This window comes from Stenotrophomonas oahuensis, from assembly GCF_031834595.1.
Classification (GTDB): Bacteria; Pseudomonadota; Gammaproteobacteria; order Xanthomonadales; family Xanthomonadaceae; genus Stenotrophomonas; species Stenotrophomonas oahuensis.
In genome coordinates this window covers 1,311,854-1,330,006 of the sequence record NZ_CP115541.1, presented here as the reverse complement: position 1 = coordinate 1,330,006, position 18,153 = coordinate 1,311,854, and the positions used below count along the sequence as shown (strand labels likewise).

Here is an 18,153-nt window from a genome sequence, read left to right as displayed (position 1 = left end):
TTCCGGATCATGCAGCTTCAATCGAGCCTGGTTGTCGTCTTTCCCCCTAAAGCTCGATGCCGCGTGCCATCGCCTCCACCTCACGATCCAGTTCCCGCAGCAGTGCCTCGGCTTCCAGGTGCAGGCGCATGCGGGTATCGCGCAGCGTGCGCGGGTCGATGCAGTCCGCATCCGGATCGGCCTGCACGTGACGGGCCACGTTCAACACGGCACCGGACGACAGCACCTCGGCCACCGGTACGACCTCGGCAATCCCGGGCACGTTGCAACGTTGCTGGCACAGCTGGATGACCTGGCGGGCGATGCTGTCGTCCATGCGCGCACCTTTGCCTGCCGCCTGCAGCAGGGGCCGAGTATCAATGAACAGCACCGACGGGTCTTGCCGTGCCTTGCGCAGCACCAGCAGCGAGGTGGACATCGCCGTGCCTTTGAACAGACGCTCGGGCAGGCTGACGACGAGGTCGACTTCGTTCGCGTCGAGCAGGGCACGACGTATCTTCGCCTCCTCGCCGTCGCGGAACAGTACCCCGTTGGGAACCACCATGGCCATGCGTCCCACCCGAGGGTCCAGCTGGGCATGCACGTGCTGGATCAGCGCCATGTGTGCCCATTGTCGCGGCGCGATACCGTGCTGGAAGCGACCGAGGATATCGAGGGACCCCAACGCACTGTCCCATCTCAGGCTCAGCGGCGGACGCGACAGTGCGACCTGCACGTGTCTGCGCAGCGGGGCGCTGCAGAGGTGCGCCACATCGGTGAGTGGGTCGGTGGCTTCCAGGCCGCTCCCATTCTGGCCGTGCAGCAGGAAGCGCACGCGCGCGATGGCCCAACGACGCCGGTCCGCCTCCTGGCCATGCAGCCTCAGCCGGGCCGATGATTGGACCTGTTGTGCCCAGCGTGCGCAGGCGAGAAGCAGGCAGCCATGATGGCAGGATGGGTCGTACACCTGGTCACCGTCGCGCGGATCCAGCAGCGCCACCATGACGCTGGCCAGCGCGTCCGGGACGTGCAGGCCGTCTTCCCGGCTCCGACGTCCGTGTGCCTGCCCCAGGATCTGGTCAGTGGCCTCGGCAAGATCGGGGCGCTGGTGGCCATTGCGCACGCGGAAGTCCAGTGCGGGTATCCGCAGCCGCTCGAGCACGCGGTACATGGCCGCGTCGCCGGGAAGTCCGGAGGCAATATCCAGCACGTCCGCCACCTCGCCAAGCATCTGCCTGTTGTCCAGGCAGAACGTATTCAATACGTCGCGTACGCGCATCGCCAGACCGCCCAGCGGCGCGCGACCCAGACGCTCGAAGTCCGTGGATGGAACGACTTCCAGGGCCCGTGCGCCCACCGGAGGTGGCACGTCGGGCGCATCCGGACCCCTGGCGGCGGGGGCACGACGATCCGCCTGCGCGTCGCTGGCCACCTTGAGCAGCACCAGCAGGAGCAGCAGGTGGGTGGCGGCCTCCTCGTCGGCCTGGTCCTGCATGCATCGACGCGCCATCTTCAAGGCGGCCAGCGTGGCGCGGGCACTGCGAAGAATGACGTCGCTCATGCAGCACGCCCCTGGATCATGCGCTCGGCCAGCGCCGCGATCTCCGCGTCGCGGGCCTGCATCAGTTCGTCGACCTTGCTGCGCGTCCGCTCCAGGGCATGGGTGACGGAGACGATGCGCTGCTGTGTCGCGCGCGGTGGAATGCGCAGACGGAGGTGTTCGATGGCGGATTTGCGCACACTGTGCTGTCGCGACCCGGCGGATTGCCGGCGCAGCTGCCGCTGCACCTCCACATGATTGAGCTGCCACGCCAGGAACTCGGGCAACAGCAGGTCGGTGGCGGTGACCTGGATGATGTACAGATGCGGGCTGCAGACGGTCTGCTCCGGAGGGTGCGAAAGCAGCGTGGCGATGGGGCGGCTGCCGCGATTGGCCAGCAGGATGTCATGGTGCTGCACGTAGTGCGGCGGGTTGCGTGAAGGCAGCCGGGTGCGAAGCAGCGCCTCGGCAGACAGGGTCTCTGGCGAGGTGAGGTTCTTGAGCTGGATGACACGGACCGGCCCGTCGACAACGGCCGGGATGGCGCCACGGAAGGCGTGGCCCTGGCGCACGTGGGCGACATCGGCCAGAGGCAGGGTGCTGGTAAATGCGTTCATGCGGCGGAACATGCGTGCCGGGTGTCAGCGCGTCAATAGAGAAAAAACGCACCATTCGAATGGTGCCTGCGTTCGCGCTGGAAACATCGCAACAACGGCATTTCGTGTCGTTCAATGCGTGATCAGAACTGCGTTCCGCTGCAGCGGTAGAGTCGCACCAGAGCCAGTTTCCGCGAGATGCGCAGTCGCCGTCCGTTTGCGACGCGCGGCCGCCCTGTTCATCCAGATGACCGCGTCACATGCTGGACGTTGCATCAGTGCATTACGTTTCGGCACAAGCCGCCTGACTACGGGGTGATGGCCATGTGCGACAAGCACTTGCCGTCGCTCGTGGCGGTGCGTTGACGAATTCGTTGGAAAACTGCCACACAACGTTAACCCCGGTCTGCACACAGTCACCCCGACCGCGGCATTCCGCACGCGGCATCCGGAGACCGACATGGGCCAGCAGCGTAATCAGACTTCCCAGCAGAACCAGAAGGGTCAGCAGCAGGGAGGTCGCGACCAGCAGCAGCAACAGCAGCAGGAACAGCAGCAGCGCAACCAGAACCAGCAGCAGGGCTGGCAGGACGAAGAAGAGTGATTGCTGGCTGTAGATGCGGTACGTGAGGGCCCCGCTTCGGCGGGGCCTTTCAATCTCTGCGCAGGTCAGCGCGACAGCACCCGCCAGCCGTGCGATCGGTCTTCAAGCTCGCCCGGCGATACCTCACCCACCCTGACCTCGATCCCCCGCGCATTCGGCAGCACCTTCTGCTCCGGGAACCAGGCACGTGTGGCATCAACCACGATCAACAGCCCCTCGTCGTCGCCCAGCGCAGCGAAGTGCGGTGTCGGTGGGCTGAGAGGCTTCAGCCCCAATGCTGCTGCGGCCAGGGCATGCGGCGCAGACACATCCGCAACGGGCAGCCCGACTTCGCTGATACAGGTCAGCTCGCTGCCATGGAAGGGGCCGGTGTGGTCGGACGCGGGCAACCTTCGCCGGCCGATCAGTTCCAGGATCAGCCCGTCCGGTCCTTCGAAATAGATCGACTCCGAGGCCCACGCATCGCCAAAGGTGAAATGCGCCTCGCCTTTCGCGTTGGTCTGCAGGGGCGCGCGTGCCAGCAACCATTCGGTCGCCACGACAAAACGATTGGCCGGCACGTTGAAGGCCAGGTGCACGCCGCCCACCGGGTCGCTGCCCGCGGCCCGCAACTGCAACTGCGTCCATCCGATCTGCACGCTGTCGCCGTTGACCGGTAGCTGCAGCATGTCGCTGAAGTACGCGCCGACCTGGGCCACATCGGAGACGGGCAATGCAATTTGCAGAATACGCATGTCAATTCCCTGACAATCTGAAGAAGGCCGCGACGCGTGTCGCAGGGGCTGAATCGCTCGACCTGCAATGAAGTGTGATGTCTATCACGTTTTGGAAGGCTGCCTGGCCACCGTCAGAGGCCCGTGAACGCCATTGTATTGGCGCACCGTTATGCTACGCGCCCCGGCGCAGAGATTGTTTGTGCCCCCGACACGAATCAGGAGGATCCGTTGTCCCATCTACGTCCCATGACGCTGGTTGCCTTGTCGCTGAGTCTGTTGCTCGCCGGATGCAAGCCCAACGCCGCCGAGCCGGCAGCTCCTGCCCACCCCTCACCCACAGCAGTCGCGCCAGCGGCCACGACCGGCACTGCACCGGCTGACGCAGCTCCCGCGGAACCGGTGGCGGCCGATGCCCAGGCCAGCTGTCCCTATCCCGACTTTGACACCTTCCTGCCGCATTTCGGTGCGGAGATCGCACTGCAGGAAAAGGCGACCGCCGACCCGCTGATCAGCGAGTACGTGGATGTCACCGCCGATCCCGAGCCTGCGCAGGTTGTGCAGCAGATTCCGCTGGCCGAGGTGACCTGGCCGGTCATGCCCAACCCTGCTTCGGCGGGCAGCAAGGCGCGCGAGATCACCCACACAACGCAGCCTGACGGCAGCATCAAGGTGCAGTTCCGTACGCCCAACACCAGCGACCAGCAGTCGTACTACTTCGCACAGAAGCCCTGCTGGCAGTTGGTGCGCAAGGTGGACGAATCCATTTAAGGAGCCTGTGATGTCGAAAACCTTGCTTGTGCCCGTGCTGGCTGTGCTGCTGGCAGCGTGCAGCGCACCGAGTGGCGAGGCCGGAGCCCCTTCCGCACCGGCCGCCGCCGCGCCTGCGGCCCCCGTTTCATCCACCCCGCAAGAAGAGAAAGGCATGCATAAGGAATGCAACGGAGCCCGGTTGTCGCTGACCGTGCTGCCAGCCAAAGACGAAACGTCCCGTACCCGCATGGACTTCGAAAAGGACGGCCAGCGCCGCACCCTCGAGAACCCGCCGGAAATGAGCGACTACAGCGCGGTCGGCCTGGCCTGCGTGAAGGATGAGAAGGGCACTTCCTATTTCGTCGTGCAGTTTGGCGAAGTGGAGCAGGGCTGCGCGTTCTGCGAGTGGTTCTATCTGTATGACACCAACGGAACCGCGCTGACCCACAGCAACCCGCCGCTGAAGGACGAAGGCGACGAGAAGTCCCCGAACAACGACGAGTACGCAGCCCTGCTGACCAAGCTCGGCATCACCCATCCGGAGGAGGTGGACTACATCGAAGAATGAAATGTGCGGTAGGTACTGACCGATGCTCAGTACGCGGTAGGTATCGACCGTTGGTCGATACAAGGAGCAACACCCCTTAAGGAAAGCCTCTTTCTCACAGAATGGATAGCACAGACATGCCAAACGAAATCTACACCGATATGATCCAGCCAAAGGGCGCGGAGTATCGCAGCAGCCAGATCAAGCCGTGGAGCCATTACCGCGAGCCGATCAGCGACAACGACGGTCGCCTGCATGGTGAATCGCGCCGATGGGGCGATGCAACGCCCGAAGTACAGTCGCGCGTCATCGACTCGCTGATCGAATCCTCACGCGACGCCGGGCTGACCCCGCGCGAAACCGCCTACGTGCTGGCGATTGCCCGCGTTGAATCCGGTTTCAACCCTGATGCCGCCGCGGGCACCACCTCGGCCTCCGGCCTGGGTCAGTTCATCGACAAAACCGGCAAGCACTACGGTTTGAACAACGCCAACCGCTTTGACGTCGACGCCCAGTCAGACGCACTCGTCGCCCACTTCGTCGACAATCGCAACCTGGCACGCAGCCGTGGCCAGGGCGAAGACTACATCTACAAGTACCACCACGATGGCCCGACCACCGATTACGGCGGCCTGGGGCTTTCCCAGCGCAAGGTAGCGCCGCATCTGGATGAGTACGAGCAGTTCGTGAACCAGCGCCTGGCCCAGACCCAGGGGCAGAACCACGGCCACAGCCAGGCCACGCCGCAGCAGGCCGCACAGGCCGGTGCCGCGATCGCCGCTGGTGCTGCCGCCGGTGCCGCCGCCGTGGCCAAGGCCGATCCGACCCGCTCGTACGAGCACACCATGAATGTGATGCTGCCGCCGCAAAATGGCGTCAAGCCGCACATCACCGGTCACTTCGGTGAACACCGCGGCGAGAAAGCCCATGGTGGCAGCGACTTCAACTACGTGGGCGGGCAGAGTGGTCGCAACCTGCAGCACCCGACCGTGCATTCGCCGGTGGCCGGCGTGGTCACCTCGGTGGGAGGCAAGTACGGCACGGTGATGATCCAGGATGCCGACGGCAATTCGCACCAGATCCTGCACATGCAGGGGCTGACCGCCAAAGTGGGCCAGCACGTGCAGCCCGGTGACCCGATCGGCACCATGGGCGGTCGTGGACCGGAAGGCCCGAACCAGTATGCCCAGCACGTGCATTACCAGATGAAAGATCCCAAGGGGAACCTGATCAATCCGGAGGCCTACTGGAACAAGGGCGTGGTGCAGGCAGCCGGCAAGCACGGCCATGCGCACGACCATGACCATGACGCCCCCGCCGGTACCCTGCGCAAGGGTGACCGCAGCGATGAAGTCACCGAACTGCAGAAGGAACTCAACCGCTTGGGTGTGCGCGATGCCGATGGCAAGCGCCTGGCCGAGGACGGCAAGTTCGGCGACAACACCCGCGAAGCGGTCATTGCCTTCCAGCGCCAGCATGGCCTGGGTGACGATGGCATCGTCGGCAGGCAGACCCACGCCGCACTGGAGAAGGCACAGCATCAGGATCAGGCCAAGCCGGCCGGCCCGCTGCTGGGCGACAAGGGTCACCCGGACACGCCGCTGCACAACGCCATTCGTGGCCAGCTGCCGAGCCCGATCTCCAACGAAGCTGCAGCGCACATCACCGCGCAGGCCAAGCAGGCCGGCATTGATTCGCCGGAGAAGCTGCACAGCGTGACCGTGCAGGACGGCAAGGCGTTCGTGATGGGCACCACGCCGGGCTTCCGCACGGCGGTGGATCTCGGCCAGCCGGCTCCGTCGGTGGAGCAGACCAGCGCGCAGCTGCTCAACAACAACAGCACCCAGCAGAACCAGGTGCAGGACGAACAGCAGAAGGTCGCGATGGGCCGCTGATGTTCCGGCCCCTACGGGGCCAAGAGTGTGGTGTTGGGGGCCGGCCAGGGAAACCTGGCCGGCCCTTTTGCGTACTGCCTTGTCAGTGGTGGCCGAAGGTCATCAGGTCAATGGCCCTGGGATTGTCTTTGAAACCACTGGAATGCGCCTTGACCAGGTTGCTGTAGACAAACAGATACCGCGCCTTCGCGTTGGGCAGGGTGACGTTGATCAGTCGGAGTGGGGCCTGGCTCTCGGACGGATACACGGGTACGCAGCGTCGAGCGAATGCATCAGTCAGGTGGTAGCTGAGCGCGTCGTTGGGGTCGGTGAACGCCACTACCTCAACGGATGCCGTGTCGCTGGATGCAGCATCCTCCGACGGCGCGAGCAAGCCCGGCAGGGGGCGATAGCATCCATGGTTTCCCGACATCAGTCGGTCCAGCGCCAGGTTCAGTGGTACCCCATCGTCGGTCGGTATGTAGTAAGCAAGTTCCAGCAGCGGGAGCTGGTTCGCCAGCATGTACATGCTGACCACCCGGTGCTCCAGCTGATACTGGACTAATGCGTCCGCCGACCCAGCAGCCAATGTCCGTTTCTGGTATGGGGCCATCTCCGCTTTCGGCCCTACAGCTGCAAGCGGCGTGCCTTGGCAGAGTGCTTCTGATTGCTCACAGACCAGGTCAAACACAATTCTACTGCCCAAGCTGTCGCTCATGATGGCCACGTAGCCTTGCGACCCGAACGACCGCATTGCGTCCGCCTTCTCTACAGCAGTAAGCGCAGTGAGCGACTTCTTCGCATTCATCGCTGCAACGTGACTTGTGGACGCCACAATGCCCTGCCAGACCACGTCACGGATGTAGGGGCCCATGCCGCCCAGATAGATCACCGGATCAGCGAAGCTGCCGTTGACGAAGCGCTTGGCTTGGCTGTTGATCCACACCCGGTGCTTCTCGTTCTCCGCCTTCTCCGTAAAGTCGTCTTCAAGCTCAAGCAGCTTGCGCTTCACAACCTTGCCGGTCTCGCCCCATGTGATGCAGGAAAAGAACAGATCATGATTACGATCAGAATCGGGGTCGGCAAATCTGCGTACCGAATAGGTTCCTGCCACCATGCCATCCTTCACGATGGAGCGCGTTATCGCAGCGTCCTTTCCGCCAGCCAGCCCGTACTTCAGCTTGAGCGCGATCTCATTCTGCAAGTTCAGGTTCTCGGATCCTTCACCGCAGTCTTCCTGCGCTGAGTGGCTGCCCATGCCGTGAATCTGCATCACATGCAGTGAGCCCCTTTCCAAGTGATCCAGGATGCCATTGAACGCATTCGAGCCTATGGGCGCATCTTTTGGCGGTGCCGGTGCGGCAGTGATCCGATGGTATCGGTTCACGCAACCACACAGGCAAAGCGCCACCAACAGCCACACCGCCGCGCGGATCACGGAACCGCTCCTTCTGCGCTCACCACCAGGTACTCTCCCGCACCCGCGTCCTCGGCGCTCTCGTCCACACAGAACACCGTATCGCGCAAGTACGCCTCGACCGTCTCCCATGGTGCGCGCTGTGCGATGTACGCGAGCAGGGTGGCGCTGACGTTCACCGGGTCCTGCTGTGCTGTGAACGTGTGATCTGCCCATGCCTGACGACGATCGGCGGTTGCATGCTTCTTCGGGTCCTGGTCGATGTACGAATGGAACTGCACCACACGCCCGGCGAGGCAGGACGGGCTGGCGTCGTAAGCGCGCCGGGTGTGGGCAGCCGAGTAGGAGTCCTGAACCATGTGCAGCAGCGAGCCGGCCGCCATCAGCCTGTTGTGGTCGGCCGTCTTGAGCCGGTACCGTGGCGCAAACAGGTAGTTCGTGGTCCAGCCGCTCTGCTGGCTGAAGTAGGGCTGCAGCTGCTGTGGTGCTGCGGTGTTGATGGTGGTTTCCATGTCGAGTGAGCCGGTGGCCGCCGCGTAGGTGAACTCGGCCCAGGCCAGGATGTTCTGTTGCGTCCTGCGCGCCGGCTCGCCATTGGCCGAGGCCATCGAATGGATGAACTGGAGGTCGCCGTAGTGGCTGCGGTAGGTAAGGTAGTAGGACGCATCAATCGTGGCCGCGCGCCCTTTCCAGTTTCTGTTGCTGCGTGCGATGTTCTCGGCATCATCCATCCACGCAAGCCACTTCCATGGCTTGGTAAACAGCAGCTGGTTGGGGTCGTCGTTCCACCACACCCCCCGTACCAGTGAGTCGTACTTGTTGCCCTCCGGGGTTTTGATGCGCACTGTTCGGTCAGTGCACACCAGGGGCGATGCGACCGGGCCCGGGTGGGCCTGCTGGCAGGCGCGGGCCAGCTGGGTGATCTCTTCGTGGACCGGCTCGGAGATTCCCCGGGTGATGGCTCTGGAATCTTGCTTGTACTTGTCCTGCAGCGGGTTGATCTTGTGCGCGTGGACGGTGCCACACAATGAAGTCAGCATGCTGATGATCACGATTCTGGAAAGCATTGCTCATACCCCCTGTGAGTAATTGGAAGTCGAAAGAACATTGCGTCTACGGAACGTGCAGGTGAAAACCGCCCGGCGTGCATCACGTTGAAGGCACGGGCTGTTGCATGTCGATGTTTCGAAAATTCCCCCAGAAGCAACGCGGCGGACATAAACTCGCCGCGTCAAATGGAGTTTTACAGCATTATCTTCAAATAATGAACCAGCACCCCGAAAGTTTTCCTGCGGGCCGCCGATACCGACTACGGATCAACATCATGCAGGGAGGCTGGCGATGCACCGGATCAAGCTCGGCTACAAGTCGGTCGAGCAAGCGCATTACGCGCACTACCGCATTGTGTCCACTGCGGAGTACCACTATGGCCTGAAGGCAGACCCCCAACGTCACGGTCTGCATCACGCCATGCAGCACGCTTTGGATATCGCACGCCGGCAACCGGATGCGCCCCTGGGCCTGGCCCTGGTCGGTGCCGGGAGCCGCCACCCGCAGTTGCACGGGGTGCCATCGGCCCGGTTGTCGCTGCTGTTCTGGGAAAGCCTCTTCGAGCAGGTTCGCGCGGAGGACTTCCCCGAACAGCTGTCCCGCCTGGAATCGTTCTTTGCGACGCCTGCACTGGAAGAGGCCGCCACCTTCAAGCGCGAGTACGGCATCGGCGAGGTGTTGTGCAAGGTCGACCTGTCCGGCTGCACCACCCAGGCCCGGCTGGACTACGCCCTGCTGGATGCCATCGATGGCGGGTGGGACTACGCCAGGGCTCGCCTGCAGATCGCGGATTACTGGGCCGGCAACGTCTCCCCTGCGCCGCTGATGGAAGTGCTGTGCCAGGGCGAGGTGGTGTTCGGTGAGCGCTGCGCAGCGACTCACCGCTTACAATAGCGCCCGGCTTCAGTGCCGGAATCTGTTGCAATTGAAAGGGTTGAAGTGATGGACATGGGCCTGCGTACGCCGGCAATCGAACTGGTGGCCATCGACATGGATGGCACCCTGCTGAATCCGGCCCATCAGCTCACGCCCCGCGTGAAGCAGGCCATCGCCCTCGCTCGAGCGCAGGGCGTCAAAGTAGTGCTGGCCAGTGGTCGCCCGGTTTCAGGTCTCGCCCCCTTTCTGGACGAGTTGGGCATCGACGGCGCGGAGGACTACTGCATCGCCTGCAACGGCGGGCTGGTGCAGCGGCTGGGGGATGGCCATCGCGTGGCTGAGTTCCCGCTGACCTTCGACGACTTCGTGTATGTGGAGCGCGTTGCACGCGAACTTGGCGTGCACTTCCAGGCGCTGGATGGCAAGCGCCTGTACACCACCAATCGTGACATCAGCCATTACACGGTGGTGGATTCACACCTCTCGCATGTCCCGCTTTCGTATCGCAGCGTGGATGAGATGGACCCGTCGATGTCCTTCATCAAACTGATGATGGTGGACGAACCGACGGTGCTGGATGCCGCCATCGAGCGCTTGCCCGCGGAACTGATCGAGCGCTTTGCCGTGCTCAAAAGCGCGTCGTTCTTCCTGGAAGTGTTCGACCACCGCGCCGGCAAGGGGCCCGGGCTGCGGATGCTGGCCGAGCACCTGGGCCTCGACCGCAGCCAGGTAATGGCCATCGGCGACCAGGAGAACGACCTGACCATGCTGCAGTTCGCCGGGACCAGCGTGGCAATGGGCAACGCGGTGGACGTGGTCAAAGCCACTGCATTGCATGAGACCGCGACCAACGCCGAGGACGGTGTCGCGTTGGCGCTGGAGCGGTTCGTGCTGCGTGGCTGACGCCGCGGGAGGCTGCGTTCCTGCGCAGTTTCCGAGTGTACGCAGGCGAATGTTGAACGATCCAAAAACCGCTTCTGTCCAATTGCATTGTGACGTGCATCACATTTAGTGCGGCCGCGTTGAGCGGGAAGCGGTAACCATCCGCGTGAGTCTGGGTTTCTGTCCCACACGCCGTCACACTTTCACTTCCAGGGCGTGAAAAGCCGTCGCACCCGTAATGCGACAATTCGTCACACGAAACGTCTACACGTGATTGCTCACATGCGTTGAGCGAACTGTCACGGCACATTGCTTGCAGCGTCAGTTCGCTAACATTCCACCGCTCCCGCTGCCGCCCCCTTTTCCGCCGAGTCCGGAATGCCACAGACACATCGCATGACCGCTGCCGAACCCCCGCATGCACGTGTCGAAGCTGCCTCGACTGTTCCGGAAGTCACCGACGATGCACTCGAGTACGCGCTGCGTACCAATGCCATCGTCCCGTTCTTCCAGCCCATCGTGGACGTGCAGTCCGGCAACCTGCGCGGCTTCGAAGTGTTGGCCCGCTGGCGCGCCAGCGACGGCCGCCTGTTGCTGCCCGATGCCTTCATCCCCGTTGCGGTGAGCGCCGGGCTGATCGCCAGCCTCACCATCAACCTGGTGGAACAGGCCTGCCGCGCTGCCCGTGAATGGCCTGGCGACTTCTACCTGGCCTTCAACATGCCGCCCACCATGCTGCAGGAATCAGCCACGGTGGACCACATCATTGCCACGCTCAAAGCCACCGGATTCCCGCTGCGGCGGATACGGGTGGAGATGACCGAGGTCGAGGTGGTGGAGGACGAGCGCGCCGCCGAGCTGGGCATTGCCCATCTGCGCGAACTGGGCATCAAAACCATGCTGGATGACTTCGGCACCGGTTATTCCAGCCTGGTGCGTCTGCATCGCTTCCAGTTCGACAAAATCAAGATCGATGGTAGTTTCATCCGTGCCCTGGAGCAGGATGAGGCCAGCCGCAAGATCGTGTCGGCCATTGTCGGCCTGGGGAAGAGCCTGGGTGCCAAGGTGGTCGCGGAAAGTGTGGAGACCCGCTTCCAACTGGAGTTTCTGGCCAGCATCGGCTGCGATACCTATCAAGGCTGGTGGCTGGCACCCGCCATGGACGCGGCTACCGCTGCCGGCTGGCTGGCCCGGTTCGAGCCACGCCAGGCGGCCCCGTCCAGCACCCACCTCACACCCTACCAGCGCCAGTACCAGCTGGAGATCCTGTACGAGCGCTCGCCGGTGGGCCTGGCCTTCATCGACCCCGACCTGCGCTTTGCGGCTGCCAACGCCAAGTTCTGCAACATGATCCACGTGCCGCGCTACGAGGTGATTGGACAGAAGGTGACCGACGTGCTGCCGGTGGAGATCGGGGGGCGCGCGTTGGAACTGATCCTGCGGGGCTTCTGTGACGACCAGGGCGATCTGAGCGAAGTGGTGATGCCGCACACCGCCGAAACCTTCCTGCTCAACCACGAGCGGGTCAGCGATGCCGGCGGCGTGGTGCTGGGTGTTTCGGTGGTCTGCATTGATGTCACCGATACCAAGCGCTACGAAGCGGCGCTGCGTGCGCGCGAACAGGAAGACGTGTACGCCGCACCAGGTACCCCGACCGTGTTCTGGGTGGCGGAGGAATCGGGTGAACTGAGCTACATGACGCCGCACCCACCGGAGCTGGCCGCGATGAGCGTGCGCGAGCGCATCGACAGCTGGTACGCCCGCATGGACCCGCCGGACCGCGAGCGGGTGCGCAGCGAATGGGTCGGACGAGACCCGGCGGCGACCACATTCCAGACCCGCTTCCGGCTGGAATGGCCCGATGGCAGCCGGCGCTGGGTGTTGAGTCGGGGCGATCTGAAGGAAACCGGGCACGCGCGCAGGTGGTACGGGTTCTTCACCGATATCACGCGCGAGGTGGAGCTGGAGGAACGGTTGGGCGTGGAGGCCTGACACTCAAGAAGTTCGAGCTCACGACCGAATCCCCCGATCGACTTGCCGGTAGCCGATGGCCTCGGCGAGATGCGTGGTTTCGATGTTGTCGCAACCGGCCAGGTCCGCGACGGTGCGTGCGACACGCAGGATGCGGTGCATGGAGCGGGCGGAGAGTTGCAGCTGCTCGACTGCGGCCTCGAGCAGATACTGGTCGTCCTCTGCTAGACGGCAGTGCTTGTCCAGTTCAGTGGGAACCAGCAGGGCGTTGGGCTTGCCCGCACGCCGTAGCTGGATGTCGCGTGTTGCCACCACACGTGCGCGGACACTGCGGCTGTCTTCGCCCAGCGGTGCATCGCTGCGCAGTTCCGCAGGCTCCAGTCGCGGCACCTGCACGTGCAGGTCGATGCGATCCAGCAGTGGGCCGGAGATGCGCGCGCGATAGCGGCGGATGCTCTCCGGGGTACAGCAGCAGCGCCCGCTGCGGTCGCCGGCCCAACCACACGGGCACGGGTTCATTGCGGCCACCAGCTGGAAGCGCGCGGGGAAGGCATCGGTGCGCGCCGCGCGGGCGACATTGACGTGGCCGGACTCCAGCGGCTCACGCAGCACTTCCAGGGTGTGCCGGCTCCATTCCGGCAGCTCGTCCAGAAACAGCACGCCGTTGTGTGCGAGCGATATTTCCCCCGGGCGTGGGTAGCTTCCGCCGCCCACCAGCGACACCGCGCTGGCGGTATGGTGCGGTGCGCGGAACGGCCGTTGTCGCCAACGCGCCGTATCAATGCCGTTGCCGCTGCAGGAGGTAATCACGGCAGTCTGCAGCGCCTCTGCCTCGGTTGCGTCTGGCAGGATGCCTGGTAGCCGCGAGGCCAGCAGGGTCTTGCCACAGCCCGGGCTGCCCAGCAGCAACAGGTGATGGCCACCGGCGGCGGCGACCTCCAGTGCACGGCGCGCCAGAGGCTGGCCGCGGACGTCGCTGAGGTCGGGCACCTGCGCGGCGATGGTCTCGTCGGGAACGGCCCGGGGTAGATCATGCGCCTGCAGGGACGCACACACCTCCAGCAAGGTGCGCCCAACCCGCACATCCGTGTCCTGGGCCAGCCCCGCTTCCGCACCATTGGCGGCAGCAACAATGAGACAGCGCCCGTCTTCGGCCGCAGCCAGCGCCGCCGGCAGCACGCCATCCACCCCGCGCAGTTCACCGGTCAGCGCCAGCTCGCCCAGAAACTCATAGCGATTCAGCAGCAGCGGGTCGATCTGCCCACTGGCCCCAAGAATGCCCAGCGCAATGGCGAGGTCAAAGCGGCCGCCCTCCTTGGGCAGGTCGGCGGGGGCCAGATTGATCAGGATGCGCTGGTTCGGATATTCGAACTGCGCACACAGCAATGCGGCTCGGACGCGATCGCATGATTCGCGAACGGCAGCGGCGGGAAGGCCCACCAGCGTGGTATGCGGCAGGCCGCCGCTCAACATCACTTCAATACGTACCGCCGGCGCATTAATGCCGATGCGGGCGCGGCTGTGCACCAGCGCAAGGCTCATGCGGGGCTCCGGTTTGTGGCAGGAGCCCGAAAGTCTGGGAGGACCGCACGCCCATGCCTATCAGCACGGGCACACACGCCATGTCAGAGATTTCTGCTTTGCAGGCGCGCTACTGCCGGCCAGCGTAATCCTTCCAAAGCGCCGACAGATCCTCACCGGTGTGCTCCTTCCACAGCGCCGGCGTATAGCTTCCGCTGCGCAATGCCGAATCAAGCGCCTTCACCAGCCCCGGATGCGCGGCCTCGCCCCATTTCAGGAACGCACCGGTGACCCGGTAGCCGCTGTCCACCTTGTGCTCCGGCTTGATCTGCGTGGGCAGTGCCCAGCCTCCGGCGGCGTTGGCCACTCCGTACTGGTCGCGGGCATAGTCGGCGATGCCCTCCACCAGCCACGAAGGTGCCTGCTCGCTGGCGTAGCCGGGATAGCCCTGCACGATATGCATGCCTTCGTGGGTCACCAGGTCCGTGTCATTGGGGTGTTTCACCAGCCAGCGCGGATTGATCGTGATGGTGGCCGACTTCTCTTTTTCGCCTACATAGGCGACGCCGTCATAGGACGGGTCCATCACGATGCGCACGCTGGACGGTGCCGAGGGATGGAAGTCGTGTCGTTGGCGCGGGTAAGTGGCGAAGAAGGTGGCGATGATCCGGTCACGCACATCTGCAGCGGTCGAGCCGCTCTGGTCCTGGTAGGTCAGTGTGACGCCGTCGCGGGTCTGTTGAATGTCGGCCGCGTATGCGCTGGGGAAGGCGAGGGCAGCAGCAACCACGGGGACGATCAGGCAACGGCGCAGACGCATGGGCGGCACTCCAGGACGTGATGGGCAACCGCGCTGATCCTGCAACAAGGCCGTAGGCCGCCGCAAGTGCCATTTCGTTCGATCCAAGCGCTTGGAAATGGTTACATCTCAAATTATTGACAATCGATTTAGATCGATCTAGAAAAGCCCCACCCCCACGCCTCATGGAACCCCCGCACCCCGTCTCCTGCGCCATATCGCGCCGGGAGACCTTGTACTGGAGATCTGCAAGATGAAGCGCACGTTGCTGTCGTTGCTGGTGTCATCCGTACTGCTCCAACCGCTGCTCGCACAGGCGCAGTCATCGCCGCCCGATGAAGAAAGTGCGGCTCCGGCCACACGTAAGCTCGATACGGTGAACGTGACCGGCTCGCTGATCCCCCGCGCGCAGGTCGAAGGGCCTTCGCCGGTGACCACCATCACCGCCGAGGAGATCGAAGCGCAGGGCTTCACCACGGTCTTCGATGCGCTGCGTTCGCTGCCAACGTCCAATGGCTCCGTGCAGGATTCCCAGGGCACCGGCTTCTACACCCCGGGTGCGAAAACGATCAGTCTGTTCGGGCTGGATCCCAGCTACACGCTGACCCTGCTCAACGGGCGTCCGCTTAACAGCTATCCGCTGGCCTACAACGGCAATACCAGCATCGTGGACATCGCCAACATCCCGCTGGGCATGGTCGAGCGAATTGATGTCCTCACCGGTGGGCAGTCATCGGTGTACGGCTCGTCCGCTGTCGCAGGCGTCATCAACATTGTGTTGAAGGACAAGGTGGAGGGCACACACTTCCGCTACCGCGCCGGCGGCTACAGCGATGGCGGCGGTTCCAGCCAGCGCTTCATCTTCAGCAGTGGCCATTCCTTCGGCAACCTGGATCTCAGCTACGGGCTGGAGTACACCAAGCAGAAGCCGATCTTCGCGTCCGACCGCAGCTACATCGACAGCGTCAACGACAGCCCGACCGGCCCGCAGGATCCCTCGCGCACCTTCCTGCGCATGCAGATGTCCCCGAATGGCTATATTGATCCCGGCCAAGCCACCTGCGCGCCGCTTTCCTATCTGTTCGGTGGCAGCACCAGCTACGCGCACCGCAACGCGGCGGGCACCGGCTACTACTGCGGCAGCCCGGACAATGTCGGCACGGCCACCCTCTACAACAAGAGCGAGGACGTAAACGCCACCACGTTCCTGCGCTACCACCTCAGCGAAACCACCGAGCTGTACTCGGACATCCTCTTCAGCTTCAGCCGACCGACGTACTCCGGTGGCAGCCCGTTCTGGAACAAGACCTTCTACAACCAGACCAGCGGAAACTACGAGCAGTGGCAGCGCATCTACGCGCCCGAAGAAGTGGGCATGGACGCGAAGGACCAGCGGGTCTACACGCGCTCGCTGAACATCACCGCCGGCGCACGCGGCGGGCTGGGCGACACCGGCTTCGACTACGACGTGTACGTGAATCGGTCCAGCACTGATGTCACACGCAAATCAACCGACTTCCTGGCTACCGGCGGCATTGATGACTATTACCTGGGCCCGCAGCTGGGCAAGGTGAACGGCTACGACGCCTACGCGCCCAACCTGGATCTGCTGTACCAGCCGTTGACGCGGCAGCTGTACGACCAGTTCAGCGGCACCAATCGCGCCGAGTCCTCGGCCTCCCGCACGGGCGTGACCGCGCTGGTGACCAACACGTCGCTGTTCGGTCTGCCCGCAGGTGATGTCGGCTTTGCGATGATCCTCCAGGGCACGCGCGAGAAGTTCTTCAACCAGTCGGCCGATCCGAATGCCGGCGTGCTGTTCCGAGGATCGACGGCCGGTACGTCGGCAGAAGGTCAGCGCGATCTGTACGCCGTCGGTGCCGAACTGCAGGTGCCGATCTTCGACACGTTCAGCGCCAATCTGTCCGGGCGCTATGACAAGTATTCGCTGCAGGGTGGTGGCGGCAACGGCAAGGCGACCTGGAAGCTGGGCCTGGAGTACCGCCCGGTGGAGTCGCTGCTGCTGCGGGGCAGCTACGCAACCGCGTTCCGGTCGCCGGACATGTTCTACCTGTATTCGCGCGAAAGCAGCGGATACACCACCAACGTGGACACCTTCCTGTGCCGTCAGGCTGGATACACTTCGGAGAACTACGATGACTGCCCGCAGTCCTCGCTGCAGGTGCTGTCCTCCAGCACCGGCAACCGCGACCTGAAGGACATCACCGCCGAGACCTTCACCTATGGCTTCGTCTGGTCCGCGCTGGACAACGCCCTGAATCTCTCGGTCGACTACAACTCGGTGAAGATCGAGAACGAGGTGTCCATTCTCGGCACCGACAGCATCCTCACCACCGAGGCCAACTGCCGCTTGGGGCGCTCCGAGAACGGCGATGTGGCCTTTGACATCAATTCGCCCACCTGCCAGCAGATCCTGGCCCAGGTGCAGCGCCTGCCGGGCACCGATCCGCTCAATCCTAACGGCGTCGAAAAGGTGTTCTCGTATCCGATCAACCTGGCCAAGCAGCGCCAGACCGGCATCCAGGCATCGGGTGACTATCGCTGGAGCGCCGGGCGCGCGGGCGAGTTCGGGGTGAATGCCGGCTACTACCGTCCGCTGAAGCACGAACTTCAGCAGCAGGAAGGCGACCCGGTGCTGGACATGCTGTGTTGTGCCAACTCCAATGAGCTGCACTACCGCGCCACGCTGGGTGCGAGCTGGAACATCGGTGCCTTCAGTACCAACGTGTTCGGCGTGCGCAACGCCCGCACCTGGAATTCCGCGGGAGAGGAACGCAACATCGGGCCGTGGACCACCTGGAACGCGACGGTCAACTACCGCATCAACAAGCTGGCGAGCGTGCTGCTGACCGCCAATAACCTGACAAACGAGCGCCCGCCAAGGGACTATACCAACGGCAACTGGCCTTACTACGATCAGGGTGTGTACAACGCCTTCGGACGTTCGATGTTCGTCGAGCTGTCGCTGGACTTCCAGTAGAGCAGGATCGGGGTGGCCGCGGAGCAGGCC

At 63.8% G+C, this 18,153-nt stretch carries 15 protein-coding genes; 8 read left to right on the top strand and 7 right to left on the bottom strand.

Translation table 11 applies throughout. The features are described 5' to 3' along the window. Positions 1 to 46: 46 nt before the first annotated feature. Complete coding sequence (locus PDM29_RS05825; protein WP_311192928.1) at positions 47 to 1,540, bottom strand: HsdM family class I SAM-dependent methyltransferase; 1,494 nt, start codon at positions 1,538 to 1,540, stop codon at positions 47 to 49. Next, complete coding sequence (locus PDM29_RS05820) at positions 1,537 to 2,136, bottom strand: restriction endonuclease subunit S (RefSeq protein WP_311192927.1); 600 nt, start codon at positions 2,134 to 2,136, stop codon at positions 1,537 to 1,539. The genes PDM29_RS05825 and PDM29_RS05820 overlap by 4 nt, the downstream gene beginning before the upstream one ends. A 439-nt stretch (positions 2,137 to 2,575) precedes the next feature. Between PDM29_RS05820 and PDM29_RS05815 the strand changes: the two genes are divergently transcribed. Beyond that, the gene (locus PDM29_RS05815) at positions 2,576 to 2,719 is read left to right on the top strand and encodes a hypothetical protein (protein ID WP_311192926.1); all 144 of its coding nucleotides are present in this window, start codon (positions 2,576 to 2,578) and stop codon (positions 2,717 to 2,719) included. A gap of 65 nt (positions 2,720 to 2,784) precedes the next feature. Here PDM29_RS05815 and PDM29_RS05810 read toward each other — a convergent pair whose 3' ends face one another. Then, entirely contained in the window at positions 2,785 to 3,453 is a 669-nt protein-coding gene (locus PDM29_RS05810) for a VOC family protein (protein ID WP_311192925.1), read from the bottom strand. Positions 3,454 to 3,681: 228 nt separating this feature from the next. Here PDM29_RS05810 and PDM29_RS05805 point away from each other — a divergent pair, with 228 nt between their 5' ends. From PDM29_RS05805 to PDM29_RS05795, 3 genes are all read left to right on the top strand, one after another. After that, the gene (locus tag PDM29_RS05805; RefSeq protein ID WP_311192924.1) at positions 3,682 to 4,203 is read left to right on the top strand and encodes a hypothetical protein; all 522 of its coding nucleotides are present in this window, start codon (positions 3,682 to 3,684) and stop codon (positions 4,201 to 4,203) included. A gap of 10 nt (positions 4,204 to 4,213) precedes the next feature. Further along, entirely contained in the window at positions 4,214 to 4,753 is a 540-nt protein-coding gene (locus tag PDM29_RS05800; protein ID WP_311192923.1) for a hypothetical protein, read from the top strand. A 116-nt stretch (positions 4,754 to 4,869) separates the two neighbouring features. Continuing rightward, positions 4,870 to 6,627 carry a peptidoglycan-binding protein gene (locus tag PDM29_RS05795; protein WP_311192922.1) on the top strand — a complete coding sequence of 586 codons (1,758 nt, stop codon included), beginning with the start codon at positions 4,870 to 4,872 and terminating at the stop codon, positions 6,625 to 6,627. Between the two features lie 82 nt (positions 6,628 to 6,709). Here PDM29_RS05795 and PDM29_RS05790 read toward each other — a convergent pair whose 3' ends face one another. Together PDM29_RS05790 and PDM29_RS05785 are read right to left on the bottom strand one after the other, a co-directional pair. Then, complete coding sequence (locus tag PDM29_RS05790) at positions 6,710 to 8,044, bottom strand: hypothetical protein (RefSeq protein ID WP_311192921.1); 1,335 nt, start codon at positions 8,042 to 8,044, stop codon at positions 6,710 to 6,712. Further along, a complete protein-coding gene (locus PDM29_RS05785; protein WP_311192920.1) occupies positions 8,041 to 9,063 on the bottom strand; it encodes a hypothetical protein in 1,023 nt (340 codons plus the stop codon). The genes PDM29_RS05790 and PDM29_RS05785 overlap by 4 nt, the downstream gene beginning before the upstream one ends. 301 nt (positions 9,064 to 9,364) lie before the next feature. Here PDM29_RS05785 and PDM29_RS05780 point away from each other — a divergent pair, with 301 nt between their 5' ends. The 3 genes from PDM29_RS05780 to PDM29_RS05770 all read left to right on the top strand — a co-directional run bounded on the left by PDM29_RS05780 (position 9,365) and on the right by PDM29_RS05770 (position 12,823). Then, positions 9,365 to 9,967: a hypothetical protein gene (locus PDM29_RS05780; RefSeq protein ID WP_311192919.1), complete on the top strand. Its 603-nt coding sequence runs from the start codon at positions 9,365 to 9,367 to the stop codon at positions 9,965 to 9,967. Between the two features lie 48 nt (positions 9,968 to 10,015). Next, a complete protein-coding gene (yidA, locus tag PDM29_RS05775; RefSeq protein WP_311192918.1) occupies positions 10,016 to 10,852 on the top strand; it encodes a sugar-phosphatase in 837 nt (278 codons plus the stop codon). 375 nt (positions 10,853 to 11,227) lie between these two features. Beyond that, entirely contained in the window at positions 11,228 to 12,823 is a 1,596-nt protein-coding gene (locus PDM29_RS05770) for a sensor domain-containing phosphodiesterase (protein ID WP_311192917.1), read from the top strand. Positions 12,824 to 12,841: 18 nt separating this feature from the next. Here the strand turns inward: PDM29_RS05770 and PDM29_RS05765 are convergent, their stop codons facing one another. Both PDM29_RS05765 and PDM29_RS05760 read right to left on the bottom strand, forming a co-directional pair. Continuing rightward, on the bottom strand, positions 12,842 to 14,344 hold the full coding sequence (locus PDM29_RS05765) for a YifB family Mg chelatase-like AAA ATPase (RefSeq protein WP_311192916.1): 1,503 nt from the start codon (positions 14,342 to 14,344) through the stop codon (positions 12,842 to 12,844). A gap of 109 nt (positions 14,345 to 14,453) precedes the next feature. Beyond that, positions 14,454 to 15,143: a basic secretory protein-like protein gene (locus PDM29_RS05760; RefSeq protein WP_311192915.1), complete on the bottom strand. Its 690-nt coding sequence runs from the start codon at positions 15,141 to 15,143 to the stop codon at positions 14,454 to 14,456. Positions 15,144 to 15,375: 232 nt separating this feature from the next. Here PDM29_RS05760 and PDM29_RS05755 point away from each other — a divergent pair, with 232 nt between their 5' ends. After that, positions 15,376 to 18,123, top strand: a complete 2,748-nt coding sequence (locus PDM29_RS05755; RefSeq protein WP_311192914.1) for a TonB-dependent receptor plug domain-containing protein — start codon at positions 15,376 to 15,378, stop codon at positions 18,121 to 18,123. Positions 18,124 to 18,153: the final 30 nt, after the last annotated feature.